Genomic DNA, 19,980 nt, shown 5'->3' on the forward strand with positions numbered 1-19,980 from the left:
GCTGCGTAGCCCGGATGCAGCGAAGCGAAATCCGGGACCGTACACGCGGAAATATACCCGGATTACGCTGCGCTCCATCCGGGCTACGCGCCGGTGCCGGCGGCCGCTCTGGCATACCTGGCCGATGCATGGCGGGTTGCATAATGATACTGGCGCGCGGTTCGGAACCCGGCTAATCCACTGGCTGCAATCAGCGAGATATCAGGACAATGGCCGATACGATCCAGGAAGTGCTGCAAGCCTTTGCGAAGGGCGAACTCGTCGTCGTCACCGACGATGACGACCGGGAAGGCGAGGGCGATCTGATCGTCGCGGCGTCGTTCTGCACGGCGGAAAAGATGGCCTTCATCATCCGCCACACCTCCGGCATCGTCTGCGCGCCGATCACCACCGAAGACGCCCGCCGGCTGCGGCTCGACCCGATGGTGGCGCACAACGAGTCCAACCACACCACCGCCTTCACCGTCTCGATCGACTACAAGCCCGACGGCGGCACCGGCATTTCCGCCGAGGAACGCGCCTCCTGCTGCCGCGCGCTCGCCAATCCCAATGCCGGCGCGACGGACTTCGCGCGCCCCGGCCACATCTTCCCGCTGATCGCGCGCGACGGCGGCGTGCTGCTGCGCTCCGGCCATACCGAGGCCGCGGTCGATCTGTGCAAGCTCTCGGGCCTGCCCCCGGTCGGCGTCATCAGCGAGCTGATGAACGACGATGGAACCGTGATGAAGGGCGAGCAGGTGGCGAAATTCGCCGCCGCCCACAAGCTCAAGCACGTCACCATCGCGGACCTGATCTCCTACCGCCAGGCGCGCGAGAAGCTGATCGAGCGCGTTGCGACCTTCACCACCGAAAGCCCGATCGGCCCGCTGCAGGGCTATGCCTACCGCTCGCCGTTCGACGAGATCATGCACGCCGCCTTCGTCTATAACGGCATCGGCGACGGCAAGAACGTGCTGACGCGGCTGCACAAGCCCAATATCGTGAAAGACCTGTTCACCGGCCAGTCGCGCATGGAAGCCGTGCTGCGGCACTTCAAGGATGCCGGCCGCGGCGTGCTGGTCTATCTGCGCGACGGCGCCGCCGGCGTTCCGGTCGAGCCGGTCGGCGAAAACAAATCGGCGGAGGCCGATCGCAACAAGCAGTGGCGCGAGGTCGGCGTCGGCGCGCAGATCCTGCGCGATCTCGGCGTCAGCTCGATCCGAAACCTGACCTCGTCGGTGCATGACTACAAGGGCCTGTCCGGCTTCGGCATCGAGATCGTGTCGAACGAGAAGCTGGACAACTAACCATCGTCATTCCGGGATGGTGCGCAAGCACCAGACCCGGAATCTCGAGATTCCGGGTTCATCGCTGCACGACGCCCCGGAATGACAGCAGGCCCAATGCAATTGCGCTTTGCAGCATAGCGCTCTAATTTATCCGCCGAATTTTGATACACGACGCGAAAGGATGTTTCATGAGCGTGAGCCCCAAGGCAAAGGACAAGCCGGCTGCGGCCAGCTTCCAGTGGGATGATCCGTTCCTGCTCGACGACCAGCTCACCGAGGACGAGCGTCTGATCCGCGACACGGCGCGCGCCTATGCGCAGGACAAGCTCCTGCCGCGGGTGACCAAGGCGTATCTCGAGGAGAAGACCGACCGCGAGATCTTCAACGAGATGGGCGAGCTCGGCCTGATCGGCGTGACGCTGCCGGAGGACTATGGCTGCGCCAATGCGAGCTACGTGGCCTATGGCCTCGTGGCGCGCGAGATCGAGCGCGTCGACAGCGGCTACCGCTCGATGAATTCCGTGCAGTCCTCGCTGGTGATGTATCCGATCTACGCCTATGGCGACGAGAACCAGCGCAAGAAGTACCTGCCCAAGCTTGCGACCGGCGAATGGGTCGGTTGCTTCGGCCTGACCGAGCCGGACGCCGGTTCCGATCCGGGCGGCATGAAGACCCGCGCCGAGAAGGTCGCCGACGGCTACAGGCTGAACGGCGCCAAGATGTGGATCTCGAACGCGCCGATCGCCGACGTGTTCGTGGTCTGGGCCAAGTCGGCCGCGCATGACAACCAGATCCGCGGCTTCATCCTGGAGAAGGGCATGAAGGGCCTGTCGGCGCCGAAGGTCGGCGGCAAGCTCAGCTTGCGTGCCTCGATCACCGGCGAGATCGTGCTCGACAACGTGGTGGTGCCGGAAAGCGCGCTGCTGCCCAACGTCTCCGGCCTGAAGGGTCCGTTCGGCTGCCTCAACCGCGCCCGCTACGGCATCTCCTGGGGCGCGATGGGCGCCGCCGAGGACTGCATGCACCGCGCGCGGCAATATACGCTGGACCGCAAGCAGTTCGGCCGGCCGCTCGCCGCCACCCAACTGGTGCAGAAGAAGCTCGCCGACATGGACACCGAGATCGCGCTCGGCCTGCAGGCCTCGCTGCGCGTCGGCCGCCTGATGGACGAGGGTAAGATGGCGCCGGAGATGATCTCGATCGTCAAGCGCAACAATTGCGGCAAGGCGCTCGACATCGCCCGCATGGCGCGCGACATGCACGGCGGCAACGGTATCCAGATCGAGTACCACGTGATGCGCCACGCCGCGAACCTCGAGACGGTGAACACCTACGAGGGCACCCACGACGTGCACGCGCTGATCCTGGGACGTGCGATCACCGGAATCCAGGCGTTTTCGTAAGCGCCTTGCACCGGCCAGCGTAGGATGGGTGGAGCGAAGCGATACCCATCTTCTCGCCCAGCATGCGCTGCATGATGGGTTTCGCTGCGCTCTAATCATCCTACAGATTGCACTCCGGGCACTTCCCATGGCCGACAACGACGACATCCCGTTCAACCGCGACTTCCCGCTGAAGCCCGGCGTGGTCGAGGAGGTGCGCCCCGGCGTCCGCCGCGTGCTCTGCAACAATCCGAGCCCGTTCACCTTCACCGGCACGGTCAGCTACATCGTGGGGCAGGGCAAGGTCGCGATCATCGATCCCGGTCCTGATGACGAGGCGCATGCCAAGGCGCTGCTCGATGCGGTGAAGGGCGAGACCGTGACGCACATCCTGGTCACCCACACCCATCGCGACCATTCGCCGAACACGCCGCGGATCAAGGCCGCCACCGGTGCGCCGGTTTATGCCGAGGGGCCGCACCGCGCCTCGCGGCCGCGCTTCGAGAGCGAGAAGCACAATCCGGAATCCGGCGCCGACCGCGATTTCCGGCCCGATATCGAGGTCAAGCATGGCGACGTCATCGAAGGCGCCGGCTTCGCGCTGGAGGCGGTCGCCACGCCCGGCCACACCGCCAACCATCTGGCATTCGCGTGGGCCGAGCGCAGCATCAATTTCGTCGGCGACCATGTGATGGGCTGGTCGACCTCGATCGTGGCGCCGCCCGACGGCTCGATGATCGACTACATGGCCTCGCTGGAGCGGCTCGAGCAGCGGCCGGAGCAGCTGTATTTCTCGGGCCACGGCGCGGAGATTCCGGAAGGCCCGCGCTACGTCCGTTTCCTGGCGCGGCACCGCCGGGCGCGCGAGCAGTCGATCCTGCACCGGCTCGGCAAGGGCGAGGCCGACATCCCGACCATGGTGCGCGCGATCTATATCGGCCTCGATCCCAGGCTCGCCAACGCCGCCGGCTATTCGGTGCTGGCGCATCTGGAGGATCTGGTCGGACGCGGCATCGTGCTGACGGACGGCGATCCCGTGATCGGCGGGACGTATCGGCTGGCGTAACTCTATCCACCCGTCATTCCGGGGCTCGCGCAGCGAGAACCCGGAATCTATCGGGCCGCAACGTCCGTGGTGAAATGGATTCCGGGTTCGTGCTTCGCACGCCCCGGAATGACGGGGTGAGAGTTACTTCTTCACCGTCTTCGCCGGCGGTGCCTTTGGGGCGGGCGCCGGTTTCTTCACCGGCTTCTCCTTGTCGTTCTCGGCCGCGGCGTTGATGTCCTCGATCAGCTTCTTCACCCGCGCCGCGTTGCTGCCGAGATCGGTGTCGAAATAGCGCGAGGCCGAGCGGATATCGACGCGCGAGTCGTCGCCGTCGGCCGTCACCCGGATCGCGACGTCCTCGCGGAACCCCATGATCGGCGTGCGCGCCACCGCCTCGATCCGGCCGATGCGGCGCGGCGGCTGCGGCGCGCGCTCGTCGATCACGAGCCACTTGCGCCGGTGCACCAGCCGCAGCGTCAGCTCATAGGCGCGATCGACGGGAACCTCGAGCTCGACGGTTTCGATGTCGGGATAGGCCTTGCGCTGCTGCTCGGCCGAATAGAGGCCGGCATAGACGGCCGGGTTGGTGCCCGCGCCGGTGCGCAGCTGCGCGAGCGCCTCGAATTTCGGCGGGTCGATCGAGTCGGTGGTGACGTCGTAGATCCGCGGCAGCTTGCGGTACTGATAGGCGAGGTAGCCGGGGTAGGCGAGCACGGCGGCGTCGATCAGGAAGGCGAGCAGGATGCGGCCCATGCCGCGGGTGCCGTTCTGCCAGATCGCCGCGAAGGCGCCGAGGCCGATCAGGATCGAGAGCGCGGCGCAGGCCAGCGCGCCGAAGAAGGTCGCCAGCGCCGGCTTCACCTCGAGGAAACCGAAGCGGACGATCAGGATCGAGACCGCCACCGCGATGACGGAGAAGATGGCGAGATTGCGCGACCAGGTCGCAAGACCGGACACGGGTTCCTGCTGGTAGGGCGCGGAAAACCTGCGGGCCATTCGTTCGAAATCTGCCTGACGGTGCCGGGCCATCAATGCCGGGCTTCAATGGTCGTGTGAGACCATGGCCCTGCGGCAAATTCAAGGGAATTTGGGGCCGCCGCCTCTGACCCTGCCAGATATGCGTAGCCCGGATGCAGCGAAGCGAAATCCGGGGCAGGTCCTTCGCCGAGTGACCAAACCCCGGATTGCGCTTCGCTCCATCCGGGCTACGATTTCTTCATTGCGACCGAACCGTCACGCCGCCGCGTTCGGGAAGCGGTAGTCCTTGAACTGGTCGCGCAGCGCCGTCTTCAGGATCTTGCCGGTCGCGGTGTGCGGAATGCCGTCGACGAAGGCGACGTCGTCGGGCATCCACCACTTGGCGATCTTGCCGTCCATGAACTTCAGGATGTCCTCGCGCGTCGCGCTCTGGCCCTGCTTGAGCTGCACGATCAGAAGCGGACGCTCGTCCCATTTCGGGTGATGCACGCCGATCACCGCAGCCTCGGCGACCGCCGGATGGCCGACCGCGAGGTTCTCCAGGTCGATCGACGAGATCCATTCGCCGCCGGACTTGATCACGTCCTTGGAGCGGTCGGTGATCCGCATGTAGCCGTGCTCGTCCATCGTCGAGACGTCGCCGGTGTCGAAGAAGCCGGCATCGTCGAGGATGTCGGCATCGACCCGGAAATAGGCCTTGGCGATCGCCGGGCCGGAGACCTTGAGGCGGCCGAAGGTCTTGCCGTCCCACGGCAGGTCCTTGCCGGAATCATCGGTGATCTTCATCTCGACGCCGAACGGCGGGTAGCCCTGGGTCTGCAGGATGTCGAGCCGCTCCTCGCCGGTGCGGCTGTTGAACGGCGGCTTGAGGGTGGCGAGCGTGCCGAGCGGGCTCATCTCGGTCATGCCCCAGGCGTGACGGACCTGGCTGCCCATATCGAGGAAGTTCTTGATCATCGAGCGCGGCATCGCCGAGCCGCCGCAGATCACCATCTGCAACTCCGGCAGCTTCAGATTGTTGGCTGCCATGTATTGCAGCAGCATCAGCCACACGGTCGGTACGCCGGCGGTGTGGGTGACCTTTTCGGTCGAGAGCAGCTCATAGACCGAGGCACCGTCGAGCTTCGGGCCCGGCATCACCAGCTTGGTGCCCATCGAGGGCGCCGAGAAGGCGATGCCCCAGCTGTTGGCATGGAACAAGGGGACGACCGGGAGCATTGTGTCCGAGGCGGAGGTGCCCAGCGCGTCCTTCGAGTTGGCCATCAGCGCATGCAACACGTTGGAGCGGTGCGAATACAGGACACCCTTGGGATCGCCCGTCGTGCCGGACGTGTAGCACATCGCCGCCGCGGTGTTCTCGTCGAAGGTCTTCCACTCGAACTTGCCGTCGGACGCGGCGATCCAGTCCTCATAGGCGACCACGTTCTTCAGCGTGGTCTGCGGCATATGCGCCTTGTCGGTCAGGATCACGTAGCGCTCGACGCTCGGCAGCTGGTCGGCGATCTTCTCCAGCACCGGAACGAAGGTCAGGTCGGTGATGACGATGCGGTCCTGGGCGTGGTTGACGATCCAGGCGATCTGCTCTGGAAACAGCCGCGGATTGACCGTATGGCAGATCGCGCCGATCCCCATGACGCCGTACCAGACTTCGAGATGGCGCCAGGTGTTCCAGGCAATGGTGGCGATGCGGTCGCCGAGCTTGATGCCGTCGCGTTCGAGGCTCTGCGAGACCTTCAGGGCGCGGCCATGGATCTCGGCGTAAGTGGTGCGATGAATGGGGCCTTCGACCGACCGCGTCACGACTTCCTGCGTGCCGTGATATTTCGCGGCGTGCTCGATAATCTTGTGACACAGCAAAGGCCAGTCTTGCATCAAGCCAAGCATACGCAAATCCCTCCTCAATCCTCGCGCATGATCCGCCGGCATCTTTGGCGGCCGGCAGTAAAATCATGGAACTGACATGAACTGTAGCGCGGAGAAAGCAAGCCGAAAATGGCCTGATGGCGCGTTTCGCCGCGCCCGCGCGGCAATGGTTACCGCCGCCGTGGCCGCGCTTTGGCTTGGCATGCAAGCCGAGCCGGCGGAGGCCCGGCGCTCGGCCGGCTTTCCGTGGGACGATCTGTTCGGCACGCGCCCGCACCGGCCGCGCGCGGCTCCGCGCCGCGCGGCGGTGCCGTTGCCGAAGCCGCGCCCGGCCGACGCGCCCGGCTCGGAGAAGCCCGCGCCGGCCGCCGCCAGGACGCAGCCTCCCGCCGGGCCTGCCGAGGCCGCAAGGCCCGCCGAGACGGCCAAGCCGGCAGAGACAGCCAGGCCTGCAGACAAGCCGGCGGAGGTCGCCAAGCCCGCAGCGCCCCAGCTCTCGGCCTGCCGGCAGGCGCTGACCGAGGAGATCGCGATCGCGCCGAGCATCCCGGACATTCATGGCGCGGGCGGTTGCGGCGGCGAGGATCTGGTGCGGCTGGAGGCGATCGTGCTGCCGGACAAGCGCAAGGTTACGGTGAAGCCCGCGGCGATCCTCCGCTGCAAGATGGCAAGCGCGATCGCCGACTGGATCCGCACCGATGTCGCGCCGCTTGCAGAGGCGCAGGACAGCGCGATCAGCGTGCTCGACAATTTCGACTCGTTCGAGTGCCGCGGCCGCAACCGCGTCGCCGGCGCGCAGCTCTCCGAGCACGGTCGCGCCAACGCGCTCGACGTGCGCGCGTTCGGTCTTGCCAATGGCAAGTCGATCTCGCTGACCGACCGCAGCGTGCCGCGGCCCCTGCGCGAGACCGTGCTGCATTCGGTGTGCGCGCGCTTCTCCACCGTGCTCGGCCCGGGCTCGGACTGGTACCACGAGGACCACATCCATCTCGACCTGATGGAGCGCCGCAACAACTACCGGATCTGCCAGTGGAACGTGTACGACCCGATGCCGCAGACGGCCCCGCTGCTCCCGGCCCAGCGCCCCGAGGAGGCGCCGCCGCGCGAGGTCGCCGCCAAGTCCGAAAGCGGCAAGTCCGAGGGTGGCAAGGGCAAGCCGGACGCGGAAGAGCGCGATGCTGACGTGCCGCATCCCGCGGACAGTGCCAAGGCGGCGCCGCCGGCCGATACTCCCCCGTCCAGGAAGCCAAAACGGTCACGGTCCCAGGCTAGATAGAAGCCCGTCCCGTGCCCCGAGGTCTTTGATGGCTACCTTGTTCCGATCGCCGATTGCCCGCCTACTGCTTGCCGCGACGCTGGGCGCGATGGCGAAGCCCGCGCAGGCCAATGATTCGGCGGCCGCGATGGCCGCCGGCGGCCTTCAGCTCGTCAGGAGCGATCAGGTCCGGATGGTATCGGAGGTGCTGCGCATCGCGCCGAGGCTGGTCGAGGTCGACTATGTCTTCGAGAACACTGGCGCGACGGACGCGACGACGCTGGTGGCCTTTCCGTTGCCGGAGCTCAGCCAGACGGTTTGGTATTACAGCCCACTCAACATCCCGTTCGGCAAAGACTCCAATTTCATCGGATTTCAGGTCTGGGCCGATGGGCGGGAAATCAAGCCGGACATCGAAGTCAGGGCGTTCGGCAAAGGCGGCGAAATCACCGCCGAACTTGAGAGGCTGGGCGTCGACGCTCTCCACCCCGATCTCAGTCGGCCGGAAGTCGTGGACGCGCTGCGGCGGCGGGACCTCCTCATCGGCGACGGCACCGACAGCAAGACCAATAAGGCCCGGTTCGTCGCAGACTGGTCCGTCAGGGTCAGTTTCCATTGGTCGCAGACGTTCCCGGCCGGCAAGCAGGTCGCTGTGCGGCACCGGTATCGCCCGGCCTATGGCGGCTTCTACGCGCATGTCGATCCAAGTGCTCGGCGCCTTCGGGACAACAAGGATCAGACGCTCGGCGGGCAATGGTGCTTCGACCAGAGCTACCGGGCTGCCGAGGGAAGATTGCTGGATCGGCAGTACGCGGCTGCGGCGAAGCGAGGGGACTACGTCTCAGGCGACTACGACGTGTGGTACGACTTCGTCCAATACGTGCTCAAGACCGGCGCCAACTGGAACGGTCCGATCGGCCGCTTCGAACTGCAGATCGACAAGGGCGGCGCCGAACTGGTGTCGAGCTGCCCAATTCCGGGCTTGCAGCTGCAACGTACTCCCTACGGCTTCAATGCCGTCGCCGAGCACTATACGCCGACCAACGATCTCGACATCCTGTTCGTCTCGAGCCGTTTCCTCGGAAAGCCGGATAGCTCGCAGGAGCAATAAGGATCAGCCAACAAAAAAGCGCCGGCAAAGCCGGCGCCCTTGATCGCGGTTGCGATGTGATGCGGATCAGTAGGTCGTGCCGCCGCCGCCCTGCAGCGCCATCTGCGGCTTGTAGGGGCTGTCACCGTGCTTCGGCTCCAGCACCACGACCATGGTGCCGAGCTTGACGCGGTTGTAGAGGTCGATGACGTCCTCGTTGGTCATGCGGATGCAGCCCGAGGAGATCGAGGCGCCGATATATTCCGGCTGGTTGGTGCCGTGGATGCGGAACAGCGTGTCCTTGCCGCCCGAGTAGAGATACATCGCGCGCGAGCCCATCGGATTGTCCGGGCCGGGAGCGACGAACGTCGGAACGCCGAGGCGGGAGATTTCGCCGGGGGTCGGGTGCCAGGCCGGCCATTCGGTCATGCTGCCAACCTTGGCGATGCCGGACCAGGCCATCGCCTCTTCGCCGACCGTGATGCCGTAGCGGATCGCCTTGCCGTCGTTCAGCACGTAATAGAGGTAATGGTTGTCGGAATCGACCAGGATGGAGCCCGGGGCTTCCTTGCGGTGATATTCGACGATGGCGCGGCGGAACGGCTCGGCGACCGGGGTCTTGACGTAGGTGGTCTTGGCCAGCAGTTCCTTGTCACGCGGCTTGAAGTTCGAGGTGTTGGTTGCCTCGTAGGTTGTTGCCTGCATGCAACCCGACAACATCAGGCCCGCGGCCAGGACTCCGAAGATAACTTTCAGCGACGACATGATTTACATTCCAATCGAAAACCTGCGCCCGAAAGCGCCAATATTGCGCCCCAAACGCCACGATTCCATTGATGGCATTATCGCCGAAACTCGACTTTCTTCCCAGCATTTAGATGCTCTTCCCGCGCTGCGGGACGTGATCTGTGGCTTTTTTGCCGCAAGTCCGCTGGCGCCGGGCGGCTTTTTGTGCAAACAGGCAACGGTCGCCCGAGTCGACGCCCACGGCGCTGCCACCCGGCCGCCACAAGGATGGACGCCCGGTTAATATGCCGGTCATCAAGCGCCCGTCAGAATCGCGCTAAGTCCACCGGTCCTGCCGTCCCGTTTCGTGGAGTTCCTATGCTGTCGGTGTTCGTCCCCTCCGAATTCACCCTCAAGAAAGCCGCCGCCACCGATCTGGCGGCGTTGCCGGAGGCCGCGGTCTGGGTCGACCTGGTGAACCCGACCGTCGAGGAGGACCGCGCCGTCGAGAAGCTGGCGGGGATCGCAGTCCCGACCCGCGAAGACATGCAGGAGATCGAGATCTCCAGCCGCCTCTATATCGAGAACGGCGCGCGCTACATGACCGCGACGCTGATGTGCCAATCCGATACCGACATGCCGCGCACCACGGCCGTCACCTTCATCCTGACCGGCCATCGCCTGGTCACGGTGCGCTACGACCTGCCGAAACCGTTCGCGCTGGTCGAGGCCAAGCTGGCGCGCTCCTGCGCGCCCACCATCACCGGCGAACAGGTGCTGATGGAACTGCTGGATGCGGTGATCGACCGCTGCGCCGACATCCTGGAGCGCTGCGGCGCCGAGATCGACGAGGTCTCCCACGACATCTTCGAGCCCGAGAGCGAGCGCCACGGCCAGGCCAAGCGCTATTCGCAGATTTTGATCGCGATCGGCCGCAAGGGCGATTTGACCTCCAAGGTCCGCGAAAGCCTGGTCTCGATCGGCCGCCTCGTCACCTTCCTCTCCGCGGTGGTGGAAGGCGTGAAATGGTCCAAGGACATGCGCGAGCAGCTCAAGACCATGCAGCGTGACGTTTCGTCACTGACCGACCACGCCTCCTATCTTTCCAACAAGATCACCTTCGTGCTCGACGCCATGCTCGGCGTGGTCAATCTGGAACAGAACAACATCATCAAGCTGTTCTCGGTGATGGCCGTGGTCTTGATGCCGCCGACCCTGATCGCCTCGATCTACGGCATGAATTTCAAGGTGATGCCGGAGCTCGAATGGGTGCACGGCTATCCGATGGCGCTGATCATGATGCTGATCGCGGCGATCGTGCCGTACTGGATCTTCAAGTGGAAGAAGTGGCTTTAGACGCTGTTTTTCAGCGCGCGCGTAGCATTTTGGGATTCGGGCAGACTGCCTTATTTCCTCTCCTAAAATTTGAGCGTTGCGCTGAACGTTTGGGCGAAACTTGTCTGCAATAACGTCCGCCTCGAAAGCCGGAGGACAGCAATGGTTGCGAAAATCATAACGCCACGGCGTAACGTCATCGACTTTGCGCGCTATCAACAGGGCCGCGGAGCAGGCAAGGTGCAGGCGATCTCGCCGAGGCTCTGCCGATACTGTGGCGCTGCGTTGCTCGATGGTGAGAATGAAGACGAATGCTCCAGCGCGCTGAACACGCTCGCGCTGCAGCCGCTCGAGAACAAGCCGCGCCGGTTCTACGCGGATTAGAAGCTCTCGCTTCGGAGGCAGAAGCCTCGCTTTCTTTCCCCGTTACGTCTGCACTCGAAGCAATCCCAACTTGACGGCCGCGGCGGCGGCCGGGATCGCCTCGACACCCTTCCAAAAATAACCAGCCTCTCCAACGCTCAGACGTGCTGACCGCCGTTGATGTGAATCTCGGCGCCGTTCACGTAGGAGCTGGTTTCCGTGCACAGCACGTAGATGATCTTGGCGACCTCGTCCGGCGTGCCCAAACGGTGCATCGGAATCTGCTGGTCGACGATCTTCTCGGTGCCGGGCGACAGGATCGAGGTGTCGATCTCGCCGGGTGCGATCGCGTTGACGCGGACGCCGACGCGGCCGAAGTCGGAGGCCATCTCGCGCGTCAGCGCAGCCAGCGCCGCCTTCGACGTCGCATAGGCCGCGCCCGCGAACGGATGCACGCGCGATCCTGCGATCGAGGTGACGTTCACCACCGCGCCCCTGGCGTGCTTCAACTCTTCGATCAGGCCGCGCGCGATCATGATCGGCGCGAAGAAGTTGACGTGGAAGACGTGGGTCCAGGTCTCGATGTCGGTGTCCATGGTGCCCATGCGGCCGCCGCCGGGCGCTTTCGGCGAGATCGCCGCGTTGTTGACCAGCGCGTGCAACTCGTCGTTGTCGAGCCGCCGCCGGATCTCGGAGATCGCGCGCACGGTGTCGTCATGACTGCCGAGGTCGACCTCGATATGATCCTCCGGCCCGGCGCCCCACGGACAGACTTCCGGGAAGGCGTGCCGCGACAGCGTGATGACCCGCCAGCCGGCGGATGAGAAGCGGATTGCGGTGGCATGGCCGATGCCGCGGCTCGCGCCGGTCAGGAGCAGCGTGCGCCGCGGTGCATTGGATGAGGGGGGCATGTCGATCCTTCAGCGTTGAGCGGCGGCTGCGTTCGCGTAACGACGGGGCTTCAGCGTCAGGGATAGAGCCGCACTTTCGACCATGCATGATCCGCACCGTCGCGGCGGAATTCGATGCGGTCGTGCAGGCGGAACGGGCGGTCGTGCCAGAACTCGAAACGCTGCGGCGTGATCCGCCAGCCGCTCCAGCCCGGCGGGCGCGGCACTTCGCCGATCATGTATTTGGCGCCGACCTTGGCAATGGCTTGCTCGAAGGCGAAGCGGCTCTCCAGCGGCTGCGACTGCTTGCTGGCCCAGGCGCCGATCTGCGCCTGCTTCGGCCGCGTGGCGAAATAGGCGTCGGCCTCGGCATCGGTCACCGGCGTCACCGGCCCGCGGATGCGCACCTGGCGGCGTAGCGACTTCCAGTGGAACAGCAGCGCGGCCTTCGGATTGGCGGCGAGCTCGCGCCCCTTGGCGCTGGCGATGTGGCTGTAGAACACGAAGCCGTCGGCATCGAAACCTTTCATCAGCACCATGCGCAGGTCGGGCAACCCGTCGGCATCGACGGTCGCGAGCGCCATCGCGTTCGGATCGTTCGGCTCGGATTTGACCGCTTCGGCAAACCATTCGGCGAACAGGGCAAACGGCTCCTCCGCTGCGGTAAAATCACCCGATGTTAACGGTGTCGGGTGTTTGATGGAGCTCGTGTCGGTCATGTCAGGGGTCCCGATTTGCATTCGCCCGCGTCCCAGAACGCATTGCTAGCCCTATATAGGGCATGGGGACGCGTTGGCCTATCGGCGATCCCGCCCGCGGGCACGGTGGTGGTGCTCATTCTCATCGGCGTCGGTGCGGGCGGCTGCAGTCTCTCGCGCAGCGACGCCTTCGCGAAGCTCGACGACAAGGATGTGACGGGCACGATCAGCCCGACGCTGGCGAGCGCGCCGGCGCCGACCGACAGCGATCTCGCCTTCACCCGCAATGCCGCCTCCGACGTGCTGACCAAGGGCAGCAAGGATTCCAGCCAGCCTTGGGAAAATCCGCAGACCGGCGCGCGCGGCTCGGTGACGCCGCTGGCCCAGGCCTATTCCGGCGAGGACGGCCGGACCTGCCGGGACTTCCTCGCCAGCTATGTCAATGGAACCACCGAGAGCTGGCTGCAGGGCGCCGCCTGCAAGACTGGACAAGGGCGGTGGGAAATCCATAGCCTGAAGCCGTGGCGAAAGTCCTGAGCGCGTCTCGCCCGGATTTTCGGGCGAGGGGATCGGGCGAGTTGCAAAAATGCCACTAAGTCCCCACATGACAACAAAGTGGGCCCTATCGGGTCCCGGACCCAGAATCGATTTTCCCGTGAAGGAGACGTGACGGATGCGCGACCCCTATGAGGTCTTGGGGGTGCCGCGGAGCGCCAGCGCCGCAGCGATCAAGAGCGCCTATCGCAAGCTCGCCAAGAAGCACCACCCCGACAGCAACAAGAACGATCCGAAGGCGGCGGCCCGCTTTTCCGAGATCAACAGCGCCAACGAGATCATCGGCGACGAGGACAAGCGCAAGCAGTTCGATCGCGGCGAGATCGACGGCGACGGCAAGCCGCGCTTCCAGGGTTTCCCCGGCGGCGGCGCAGGCGGCCGTGCCGGTCCCGGCGGCTTCGAATACAGCTTCCGCAGCGCTCCCGGCGGCAGCGGCACGATGGGCGGCGGCAGCTTCGAGGACATCCTCAACAGCATGTTCGGCAATGCCGCGCGTGGCGGCGGCGGCCGCGCCGGCCGCGCCAACCCGTTCGAGTTCGAGGGCGGCGGGGTCGGCGTCGATCTCGACCTGTCGGTCGCGATGACGGTGTCGCTGGAGGAGGCGGTCAACGGCGGCGAGAAGCGCGTCCGCCTGCCGACCGGCCGAGAGCTCAACGTCAAGATTCCCGCCGGCGTCACCGCCGGCCAGCAGATCCGGCTGAAGGGGCAGGGCGAGACTGCGCCCGGCCACCCGCCCGGCGATCTCCTGATCACGGTGTCGATCGCGCCGCATCCGTTCTTCAAGGTCGACGGCAACGATCTCAGGATCGATCTGTCGATCACGCTCTATGAGGCGGTGCTTGGCGGCAAGGTGCGCGTACCGACGCTGGGCAGCGCGGTCGAGCTGTCGATCCCGAAGAACACGTCCAGCGGCCGCACCTTCCGCCTCAAGGGCAAGGGCCTCCCGAAGGCGGGCGCATCGGGCGATCTCTACGTCACCACCCGCATCATCCTTCCCGACGGGAACGATGCCGACCTTGAGGCATTGATGCAGACGTGGCGGGAACGACATCCCTACAATCCGCGCGGCGATCTCGGCTGATCGCAGGCAACGCGCCCAAGATGCGAAACTGCGCTACCCCCGGAGTCTTTGGGGGTAGACAACGGGCATCGCGAACGCGTTGAAAGAAGGCCAACCGCGTCCCGACGTTCCTGCGGCGTGCAGAACGGTCCGGGCAGCGGATCAAGGAGTGCGGCCTCGAGAGGGGGACCAGCGCGGTACCAAACCCCAATCGAGGCCGCGTGCGCCGATCGGCGGATCGAGCGCAGCATCATCTTCGCGTGAACATCCGGTACGATAATGAGACGCGCAAATGTCGCGATTCGAAATTTTCGATGTCGGAATTGGGACGGCGAGTGAGGCTGGATTCATTCGTCGTTTTTGTCCCGTAGAATTACGGGCCCAGGCCGGATGAGTCGGGATTGAGCAGCCCTGCCAGTGGCTTCGATCCACCCTTTTCCCGTTCGGGCGAGCGGCAGATGTCAGCCGCCGCTCTTCTCCATCTGGTCGTAGACCGACTGCGCGACCTGGGTCAGGCGGCCCCGGTCGTTGCCGCCGCTGACCACATAGGCGACCCCCCGATCGGCCCAGAACAGCGCCCCGTCATTGCCCTTGGCCGAGTAGCGCATCTGGGTCGGCTCGGTCTTCGCCTTCGCGGTGTAGACCGTGAAGCGCTCGCCGGACGCACCCTCATACATCAGGAAAGAGGCCGGTCCGCTCGGTCCGGGCAACAGCCGGCCGCCGACCAGCTTCAGCCCGGCCAGCTCCGGCGCCCGGACGTCCCAGCCGCAGCGCCGGGTTAGCCATTGCTGCAGATGGTCGCGCTCGCTGCCGGGCACCTCGACCGGGTGGCGGACTTCGACCACGTAGAGCCGGTGCGCATCGAGCGCGTCCAGCGTGAAGCTCTGGAAGATCGACGGCGTCGCCGCCGCGCCACGTGCGACCCAGCCGGCGCCGCCGCCGGCGACGAAGGCAACGAGCGTCGCCGCCACCGCGCCGTACAGCCAGCGCCGCGGCTGGCGCTGCAGCCGCTCGAGCTCGAGCCGCTTCGGCACCGCCTCGTCCACCACGGAATCGTAGCGCGCGTGCAGCGTCTCGGCCATGTCGCGCCATGACTGCACCCGCGCGGCGTCGTCGGGATGCGCGGCGAGCCATGCCTCGACATCGGCGCAGCGTTCGGCCGGCAACTCGTTGTCGACGTAGGCGTGCAGCTCGTCTTCGGTGACGGGAATGTTCGGCTCGGTCATATCTTCGTCTCTGTCAAATTTCGCTTCGATATCGTTTCAAGCACAGGCCAATCGCTTAACTCATTTCACCCGCCTGAGCGCCGGGCGCTCGCCCTCCAGCACGGCCCGCACATGGGCGCGGGCGCGGGCGAGGCGCGACATCACGGTGCCGATCGGCACGCCCTGGATGTCGGCGACGTCGCGGTAGCTCATGCCCTCCAGCACGACGAGCAGCAGCACCGAGCGCTGCTCCTCGACCAGCGTCGACAGCGCGCGCTCGATGTCGCGTGCCTCGGCCTCGGTGCCGCTGGCGTCGGCATTGTTGTCGAGCAGCGGCACCAGCGGCGGCCGCCGCGCCAGCGAGCGGCGGCGATTCTTGTTCAGATTGGTCAGGATCGTATAGAGCCAGCTCCTGAGGTCGCCGCCGAGAAACAGCCGCTCCGAGCGCAGCGCGCGCACCAGGGTATCCTGCACCAGATCGTCGGCGATGTCGGCGTCACGCGCGAGCGCACGCGCGTAACGGCGCAGCGCCGGTATCATGGCCTCGACACTTTGACGAAACGCGTTCATGTATCCCAGTGCTTGATCGCCGCGGTGATAACCGCCTTCTCCAGCATAACACCCAAATTGCGCGGCTATTCCGCTTGCGCGGATTTGCGCATGTCCCGTGCGTCGATTGGGGCTATACCGGACCCGAGTGCTGGTGTACCCGAACTCCGCAAATTCGGCGCGTGGCAGGACTCCTGATGTCGCAGACTCCAGGCGAGCGCGCCTGACTCAGCAGGGACTGACGAGCCGCGAATGCCTGCACCAACGATCTACTTCATCCGCCACGGCGAGACGTCGTGGAACGCGGCGGGCCGGCTGCAGGGCGTGCAGGACATCGCCCTCAACGAGCTCGGCCGCCGCCAGGCGGCGCATGCCGGGCGCGTGCTCGGCGATCTGCTTGCGCGCGACGGCCACGACAAGTCGGCGCTGCCGTTTGTCGCAAGTCCGTTGATCCGGGCGCGTGCGACCATGGAGCTGGTGCGCGGCGAGCTCGGCCTGCCGCCGGGCGACTACATACTCGACCGCCGGCTGCGCGAGATCGGCTACGGCGTCTGGGAAGGCTCGACCCTGGCCGAGGCGCAGGCCGCCGATCCCGCGCTCTATGCCCGCCGCCAGGCCGACAAGTGGACGGTGTCGCCGTCCGGCGGCGAGAGCTATGTCGAGGTGCAGGCGCGGATGACCGACTGGTACCACTCGGTGACCTCGGACACGGTGGCCGTCGCTCATGGCGGCACGGCGCGAGCACTGATGGTGGCGCTTGGCCACGAGACGCCGGTCTCTGCCGCGGACCTCTACATCGAGCAGGGCGCGGTCTACGTGTTCGGCGAACAGGGCCTGCGGAAGTATAGTTAAGAGGCGCGCAAACCTCTCCTTCGCCACAACCGGCGTGACGAACCTGTTTGACGCTGCCGACCCTGCACGCTACCACACGCCATGTCCTTCAACACCTTCGGCCACATGTTCCGCGTCACGACCTTCGGCGAGAGCCACGGGGTCGCGATCGGCTGCGTTGTCGATGGCTGCCCGCCGCTGATCCCGCTGACCGCAGAAGAAATCCAGCTCGACCTCGACCGCCGCCGGCCCGGCCAGTCGCGCTTCACCACCCAGCGCCAGGAGCCGGATGCGGTGAAGATCCTGTCCGGCGTGATGGCGCATCCGGAGACCGGTGTGCAGGTGACGACCGGCACGCCGATCGCGCTGCTGATCGAGAATACCGACCAGCGCTCGAAGGACTATTCCGAGATCAAGGACAAGTTCCGGCCCGGCCATGCCGACTTCACCTATGAAGCGAAATACGGCCTGCGCGACTATCGCGGCGGCGGACGTTCCTCGGCGCGCGAGACTGCGACCCGTGTCGCCGCTGGCGCGGTGGCGCGCAAGGTCCTGCCCGAGGTGAAGGTGCGCGGCGCGCTGGTGCAGATGGGACCGCACAAGATCGACCGCAGCAAATGGGACTGGGACGAGGTCGCGAAGAACCCGTTCTTCTGCCCCGACAAGGACAAGGCGGCGTTCTTCGAAAGCTATCTCGACGGCATCAGGAAGAGCGGCTCCTCGATCGGCGCGGTGATTGAGATCGTGGCCGAGGGTGTGCCGGCGGGGCTCGGCGCGCCGATCTATGCCAAGCTCGACAGCGATCTGGCATCGGCAATGATGAGCATCAACGCGGTGAAGGGCGTCGAGATCGGCGCCGGCTTCGGCGCCGCGGAGCTGTCCGGCGAGGAGAACGCCGACGAGATGCGGACCGGCAACAACGGCACCCGCTTCCTGTCCAACAATGCCGGCGGCATCCTGGGTGGCATCTCGACCGGCCAGCCGGTGGTGGTGCGCTTCGCAGTCAAGCCGACCTCCTCGATCCTGACCCCGCGCCGCACCGTCGACCGCAAGGGCGCCGATACCGACATCCTGACCAAGGGCCGCCACGACCCCTGCGTCGGCATCCGCGCGGTGCCGGTCGGCGAGGCCATGATGGCCTGCGTGCTGGCCGATCATTTTCTCCGCGACCGCGGGCAGATCGGGCGCTGATCCCTGTATAGTGGCGGGTGCCAGATCTGGTGCGCCCTGGGGGACTGCCATGGATAAGTCTGCACTGCGGGACATGATCGAGTGGATCGTCGGTGGCGCGAGGTCGGCGCCCACGCCGCAGCAGATGATGGCCGAATGCTGCGAATGGGCAGTGCGGGCCGGCCTGCCGCTGTGGCGCGTCGGCGTTTTCGTCCGCACGCTGCATCCCGAGATCTTCGGCCGTCACCTGCTCTGGAAGCCGGGGTCCGAGGTCGAAACCGGCACCGTCGATCACAACATTCAGGAATCGCCGGAGTTTGCCGTCAGTCCGCTTGCGCCTGTCTTCAAGCAGGGGCTCGAGGTGAGGGCGCGGCTTGACGATCCCGCCAGCAAGCGCTTTCCGATCGTCGAGGATCTGCGCACCGAAGGCGTGACCGAGTACATCGCGCTGCCACTCGTCTTCACCGACGGGCTCGTCAACGCCTCGAGCTGGACCACCAAGCAGCCGGGTGGCTTCACCGAGGAGCAGTTGGACGCGATCCGGTCGATCACCATCCCGCTGGCGCGCTACATCGAGATCGTCACCCTGCGCCGCACCGCGATGCTGCTGCTCGACACCTATGTCGGCAACCGTGCCGGCGAGCGGATCTGGGGCGGCCAGATCAGGCGCGGCACCGCCGACACGATGGATGCGGCGATCTGGCTGTCCGACCTGCGCGGCTTCACCGCGTTGTCGGACCGCCTGCCGGCCGAGACGGTGGTGGAGATCCTCAATCTCTATTTCGATTGCCAGGTGGCCGCGATCCGCGACCATGGCGGTGAGGTGCTGAAGTTCATGGGCGACGGCCTGCTCGCGGTGTTTCCGATCGACCAATATGTCGGCGACGAGACCCAGGTCTGCTCGCGGGTGCTGGAAGCCGCGCGCGAATCCCGCGCCGGCGTCGCGGCGCTGCAGTTTCCCAACGGCGAGGCCACCGAGCGCTTCCGCTTCGGCGTCGCGCTGCATCTCGGGCGCGTGCTGTACGGCAATATCGGCGGCGGCAACCGGCTCGACTTCACCTGCATCGGGCCCGCGGTCAATCTGGCGGCACGGCTGGAGAAGATCGCCGGCAAGCTCGGCCGCACGGTGGTCGCCTCCGAACGCTTCGCCGGCATCTGCGACGGCGGCTGGAGCGATCTCGGCGAGTTTCCCATCGCAGGCTTCTCGAAGGCCGAGCGGGTCTACGGCCTGCACGACGAGGCCTCGCGCGCCGCCGCCGGCTAGACAGCGCGCCGGCTACTCCTCCGGCTCGGTGGTGAACAGCAGGGGATAGCCCTTGGCGCGGCCGGCATCGGTCGCGCGCGTCGCCTTGGTCTCGGCGACGTCCTTGGTGAAGACCGCGACCACGCAGACGCCGCGCTGATGCGCCGTCAGCATCACCTTGTAGGCCTGGTCGTCGGTCATGCGGAATTCGCCCTTCAGGATGGTGACGACGAACTCACGCGGCGTGTAGTCGTCGTTGATCAGGATCACCTTGTGCAGGCGCGGCCGCTCGACCTTGGTCTTCGTCCTGGTTTTCGGCTTGACGACGGTATCGGGCATCGCCCGCCACTCCCTACGCGTTGCGCCCCGTAAGATTACTGGCTTTCGCCGCGCGTTGGAACCGGTCGATTTGCACGGGCTCGTTGCGGCGTGAGCAACGCGACGTCGCCCAATGTGTGGGCGGCTAACTCG

Annotated in this window: 21 protein-coding genes; 13 read left to right on the forward strand and 8 right to left on the reverse strand. The window is 65.8% G+C overall.

All coding sequences use genetic code 11. The annotated features are described in order from the left end of the window. The first annotated feature begins 209 nt into the window (after positions 1 to 209). The 3 genes from ribB (at position 210) to JQ633_RS10340 (ending at position 3,716) form a co-directional block, all read left to right on the forward strand. Complete coding sequence (gene ribB / locus JQ633_RS10330; RefSeq protein WP_211984874.1) at positions 210 to 1,286, forward strand: 3,4-dihydroxy-2-butanone-4-phosphate synthase; 1,077 nt, start codon at positions 210 to 212, stop codon at positions 1,284 to 1,286. Positions 1,287 to 1,456: 170 nt separating this feature from the next. After that, on the forward strand, positions 1,457 to 2,671 hold the full coding sequence (locus JQ633_RS10335; protein WP_211984875.1) for an acyl-CoA dehydrogenase: 1,215 nt from the start codon (positions 1,457 to 1,459) through the stop codon (positions 2,669 to 2,671). A gap of 127 nt (positions 2,672 to 2,798) precedes the next feature. Next, positions 2,799 to 3,716 carry an MBL fold metallo-hydrolase gene (locus JQ633_RS10340; protein ID WP_211984876.1) on the forward strand — a complete coding sequence of 306 codons (918 nt, stop codon included), beginning with the start codon at positions 2,799 to 2,801 and terminating at the stop codon, positions 3,714 to 3,716. Between the two features lie 123 nt (positions 3,717 to 3,839). Here JQ633_RS10340 and JQ633_RS10345 read toward each other — a convergent pair whose 3' ends face one another. Both JQ633_RS10345 and JQ633_RS10350 read right to left on the reverse strand, forming a co-directional pair. After that, positions 3,840 to 4,694: a DUF1499 domain-containing protein gene (locus JQ633_RS10345; protein WP_211984877.1), complete on the reverse strand. Its 855-nt coding sequence runs from the start codon at positions 4,692 to 4,694 to the stop codon at positions 3,840 to 3,842. 237 nt (positions 4,695 to 4,931) lie between these two features. Further along, the gene (locus JQ633_RS10350; RefSeq protein ID WP_211984878.1) at positions 4,932 to 6,560 is read right to left on the reverse strand and encodes a fatty-acid--CoA ligase; all 1,629 of its coding nucleotides are present in this window, start codon (positions 6,558 to 6,560) and stop codon (positions 4,932 to 4,934) included. Between the two features lie 76 nt (positions 6,561 to 6,636). Here JQ633_RS10350 and JQ633_RS10355 point away from each other — a divergent pair, with 76 nt between their 5' ends. Together JQ633_RS10355 and JQ633_RS10360 are read left to right on the forward strand one after the other, a co-directional pair. Further along, a complete protein-coding gene (locus tag JQ633_RS10355) occupies positions 6,637 to 7,815 on the forward strand; it encodes an extensin family protein (RefSeq protein WP_433995634.1) in 1,179 nt (392 codons plus the stop codon). Positions 7,816 to 7,843: 28 nt separating this feature from the next. Continuing rightward, positions 7,844 to 8,905 carry a DUF4424 family protein gene (locus tag JQ633_RS10360; RefSeq protein ID WP_211984879.1) on the forward strand — a complete coding sequence of 354 codons (1,062 nt, stop codon included), beginning with the start codon at positions 7,844 to 7,846 and terminating at the stop codon, positions 8,903 to 8,905. Positions 8,906 to 8,971: 66 nt separating this feature from the next. On the opposite strand, the gene JQ633_RS10365 is transcribed toward JQ633_RS10360, so the two are convergent. Continuing rightward, positions 8,972 to 9,649 (reverse strand): L,D-transpeptidase, encoded by a 678-nt coding sequence (locus tag JQ633_RS10365; protein ID WP_211984880.1) that lies wholly within the window; start codon positions 9,647 to 9,649, stop codon positions 8,972 to 8,974. Between JQ633_RS10365 and JQ633_RS10370 the strand changes: the two genes are divergently transcribed. The 3 genes from JQ633_RS10370 to JQ633_RS10380 all read left to right on the forward strand — a co-directional run bounded on the left by JQ633_RS10370 (position 9,588) and on the right by JQ633_RS10380 (position 11,329). Beyond that, positions 9,588 to 9,914, forward strand: a complete 327-nt coding sequence (locus JQ633_RS10370; protein WP_211984980.1) for a hypothetical protein — start codon at positions 9,588 to 9,590, stop codon at positions 9,912 to 9,914. The genes JQ633_RS10365 and JQ633_RS10370 overlap by 62 nt on opposite strands. 74 nt (positions 9,915 to 9,988) lie before the next feature. Continuing rightward, the gene (locus JQ633_RS10375; protein WP_211984881.1) at positions 9,989 to 10,966 is read left to right on the forward strand and encodes a magnesium transporter CorA family protein; all 978 of its coding nucleotides are present in this window, start codon (positions 9,989 to 9,991) and stop codon (positions 10,964 to 10,966) included. Positions 10,967 to 11,107: 141 nt separating this feature from the next. After that, the gene (locus tag JQ633_RS10380; RefSeq protein WP_211984882.1) at positions 11,108 to 11,329 is read left to right on the forward strand and encodes a hypothetical protein; all 222 of its coding nucleotides are present in this window, start codon (positions 11,108 to 11,110) and stop codon (positions 11,327 to 11,329) included. A gap of 137 nt (positions 11,330 to 11,466) precedes the next feature. On the opposite strand, the gene JQ633_RS10385 is transcribed toward JQ633_RS10380, so the two are convergent. After that, positions 11,467 to 12,219 (reverse strand): SDR family NAD(P)-dependent oxidoreductase, encoded by a 753-nt coding sequence (locus JQ633_RS10385; protein ID WP_211984883.1) that lies wholly within the window; start codon positions 12,217 to 12,219, stop codon positions 11,467 to 11,469. A gap of 56 nt (positions 12,220 to 12,275) precedes the next feature. Beyond that, positions 12,276 to 12,917 (reverse strand): pyridoxamine 5'-phosphate oxidase, encoded by a 642-nt coding sequence (gene pdxH, locus JQ633_RS10390; RefSeq protein WP_211984884.1) that lies wholly within the window; start codon positions 12,915 to 12,917, stop codon positions 12,276 to 12,278. A gap of 111 nt (positions 12,918 to 13,028) precedes the next feature. On the opposite strand from pdxH, the gene JQ633_RS10395 reads away from it, so the two are divergent. Beyond that, positions 13,029 to 13,433, forward strand: coding sequence for an RT0821/Lpp0805 family surface protein (locus JQ633_RS10395; protein WP_349631545.1), 405 nt, complete (start codon positions 13,029 to 13,031; stop codon positions 13,431 to 13,433). 136 nt (positions 13,434 to 13,569) lie between these two features. Continuing rightward, positions 13,570 to 14,532 carry a DnaJ C-terminal domain-containing protein gene (locus tag JQ633_RS10400; RefSeq protein ID WP_211984886.1) on the forward strand — a complete coding sequence of 321 codons (963 nt, stop codon included), beginning with the start codon at positions 13,570 to 13,572 and terminating at the stop codon, positions 14,530 to 14,532. A 440-nt stretch (positions 14,533 to 14,972) separates the two neighbouring features. Here JQ633_RS10400 and JQ633_RS10405 read toward each other — a convergent pair whose 3' ends face one another. Both JQ633_RS10405 and JQ633_RS10410 read right to left on the reverse strand, forming a co-directional pair. Then, a complete protein-coding gene (locus tag JQ633_RS10405) occupies positions 14,973 to 15,737 on the reverse strand; it encodes an anti-sigma factor family protein (protein WP_211984887.1) in 765 nt (254 codons plus the stop codon). Between the two features lie 60 nt (positions 15,738 to 15,797). Further along, positions 15,798 to 16,286 carry a sigma-70 family RNA polymerase sigma factor gene (locus JQ633_RS10410; RefSeq protein ID WP_211984888.1) on the reverse strand — a complete coding sequence of 163 codons (489 nt, stop codon included), beginning with the start codon at positions 16,284 to 16,286 and terminating at the stop codon, positions 15,798 to 15,800. A gap of 231 nt (positions 16,287 to 16,517) precedes the next feature. On the opposite strand from JQ633_RS10410, the gene JQ633_RS10415 reads away from it, so the two are divergent. The 3 genes from JQ633_RS10415 to JQ633_RS10425 all read left to right on the forward strand — a co-directional run bounded on the left by JQ633_RS10415 (position 16,518) and on the right by JQ633_RS10425 (position 19,530). Beyond that, positions 16,518 to 17,117, forward strand: coding sequence for a histidine phosphatase family protein (locus JQ633_RS10415; protein ID WP_211984889.1), 600 nt, complete (start codon positions 16,518 to 16,520; stop codon positions 17,115 to 17,117). Between the two features lie 81 nt (positions 17,118 to 17,198). Next, on the forward strand, positions 17,199 to 18,287 hold the full coding sequence (gene aroC / locus JQ633_RS10420; RefSeq protein ID WP_211984890.1) for a chorismate synthase: 1,089 nt from the start codon (positions 17,199 to 17,201) through the stop codon (positions 18,285 to 18,287). A gap of 49 nt (positions 18,288 to 18,336) precedes the next feature. Continuing rightward, complete coding sequence (locus tag JQ633_RS10425) at positions 18,337 to 19,530, forward strand: adenylate/guanylate cyclase domain-containing protein (protein WP_211984891.1); 1,194 nt, start codon at positions 18,337 to 18,339, stop codon at positions 19,528 to 19,530. A gap of 12 nt (positions 19,531 to 19,542) precedes the next feature. Here JQ633_RS10425 and clpS read toward each other — a convergent pair whose 3' ends face one another. After that, positions 19,543 to 19,848 (reverse strand): ATP-dependent Clp protease adapter ClpS, encoded by a 306-nt coding sequence (gene clpS / locus JQ633_RS10430; RefSeq protein ID WP_211984892.1) that lies wholly within the window; start codon positions 19,846 to 19,848, stop codon positions 19,543 to 19,545. Between the last annotated feature and the right edge of the window lie 132 nt (positions 19,849 to 19,980).

Origin of the sequence: Bradyrhizobium tropiciagri, assembly GCF_018130505.1 — a bacterium.
In the GTDB taxonomy this organism is placed as follows: domain Bacteria; phylum Pseudomonadota; class Alphaproteobacteria; order Rhizobiales; family Xanthobacteraceae; genus Bradyrhizobium; species Bradyrhizobium tropiciagri_B.

What these genes read in the sequence shown, in the direction of transcription:
- clpS (WP_211984892.1), bottom strand. Translation starts at nt 19,848, where the DNA reads ATGCCCGATACCGTCGTCAAGCCGAAAACCAGGACGAAGACCAAGGTC.
- JQ633_RS10335 (WP_211984875.1), top strand. Translation starts at nt 1,457, where the DNA reads ATGAGCGTGAGCCCCAAGGCAAAGGACAAGCCGGCTGCGGCCAGCTTC.
- JQ633_RS10370 (WP_211984980.1), top strand. Translation starts at nt 9,588, where the DNA reads ATGCAACCCGACAACATCAGGCCCGCGGCCAGGACTCCGAAGATAACT.
- JQ633_RS10400 (WP_211984886.1), top strand. Translation starts at nt 13,570, where the DNA reads ATGCGCGACCCCTATGAGGTCTTGGGGGTGCCGCGGAGCGCCAGCGCC.
- JQ633_RS10375 (WP_211984881.1), top strand. Translation starts at nt 9,989, where the DNA reads ATGCTGTCGGTGTTCGTCCCCTCCGAATTCACCCTCAAGAAAGCCGCC.
- JQ633_RS10360 (WP_211984879.1), top strand. Translation starts at nt 7,844, where the DNA reads ATGGCTACCTTGTTCCGATCGCCGATTGCCCGCCTACTGCTTGCCGCG.
- aroC (WP_211984890.1), top strand. Translation starts at nt 17,199, where the DNA reads ATGTCCTTCAACACCTTCGGCCACATGTTCCGCGTCACGACCTTCGGC.
- JQ633_RS10350 (WP_211984878.1), bottom strand. Translation starts at nt 6,560, where the DNA reads ATGCTTGGCTTGATGCAAGACTGGCCTTTGCTGTGTCACAAGATTATC.
- ribB (WP_211984874.1), top strand. Translation starts at nt 210, where the DNA reads ATGGCCGATACGATCCAGGAAGTGCTGCAAGCCTTTGCGAAGGGCGAA.
- JQ633_RS10345 (WP_211984877.1), bottom strand. Translation starts at nt 4,694, where the DNA reads ATGGCCCGCAGGTTTTCCGCGCCCTACCAGCAGGAACCCGTGTCCGGT.
- JQ633_RS10365 (WP_211984880.1), bottom strand. Translation starts at nt 9,649, where the DNA reads ATGTCGTCGCTGAAAGTTATCTTCGGAGTCCTGGCCGCGGGCCTGATG.
- JQ633_RS10385 (WP_211984883.1), bottom strand. Translation starts at nt 12,219, where the DNA reads ATGCCCCCCTCATCCAATGCACCGCGGCGCACGCTGCTCCTGACCGGC.
- JQ633_RS10340 (WP_211984876.1), top strand. Translation starts at nt 2,799, where the DNA reads ATGGCCGACAACGACGACATCCCGTTCAACCGCGACTTCCCGCTGAAG.
- JQ633_RS10425 (WP_211984891.1), top strand. Translation starts at nt 18,337, where the DNA reads ATGGATAAGTCTGCACTGCGGGACATGATCGAGTGGATCGTCGGTGGC.
- JQ633_RS10405 (WP_211984887.1), bottom strand. Translation starts at nt 15,737, where the DNA reads ATGACCGAGCCGAACATTCCCGTCACCGAAGACGAGCTGCACGCCTAC.
- JQ633_RS10380 (WP_211984882.1), top strand. Translation starts at nt 11,108, where the DNA reads ATGGTTGCGAAAATCATAACGCCACGGCGTAACGTCATCGACTTTGCG.
- pdxH (WP_211984884.1), bottom strand. Translation starts at nt 12,917, where the DNA reads ATGACCGACACGAGCTCCATCAAACACCCGACACCGTTAACATCGGGT.
- JQ633_RS10415 (WP_211984889.1), top strand. Translation starts at nt 16,518, where the DNA reads ATGCCTGCACCAACGATCTACTTCATCCGCCACGGCGAGACGTCGTGG.
- JQ633_RS10410 (WP_211984888.1), bottom strand. Translation starts at nt 16,286, where the DNA reads ATGAACGCGTTTCGTCAAAGTGTCGAGGCCATGATACCGGCGCTGCGC.
- JQ633_RS10355 (WP_433995634.1), top strand. Translation starts at nt 6,637, where the DNA reads ATGAACTGTAGCGCGGAGAAAGCAAGCCGAAAATGGCCTGATGGCGCG.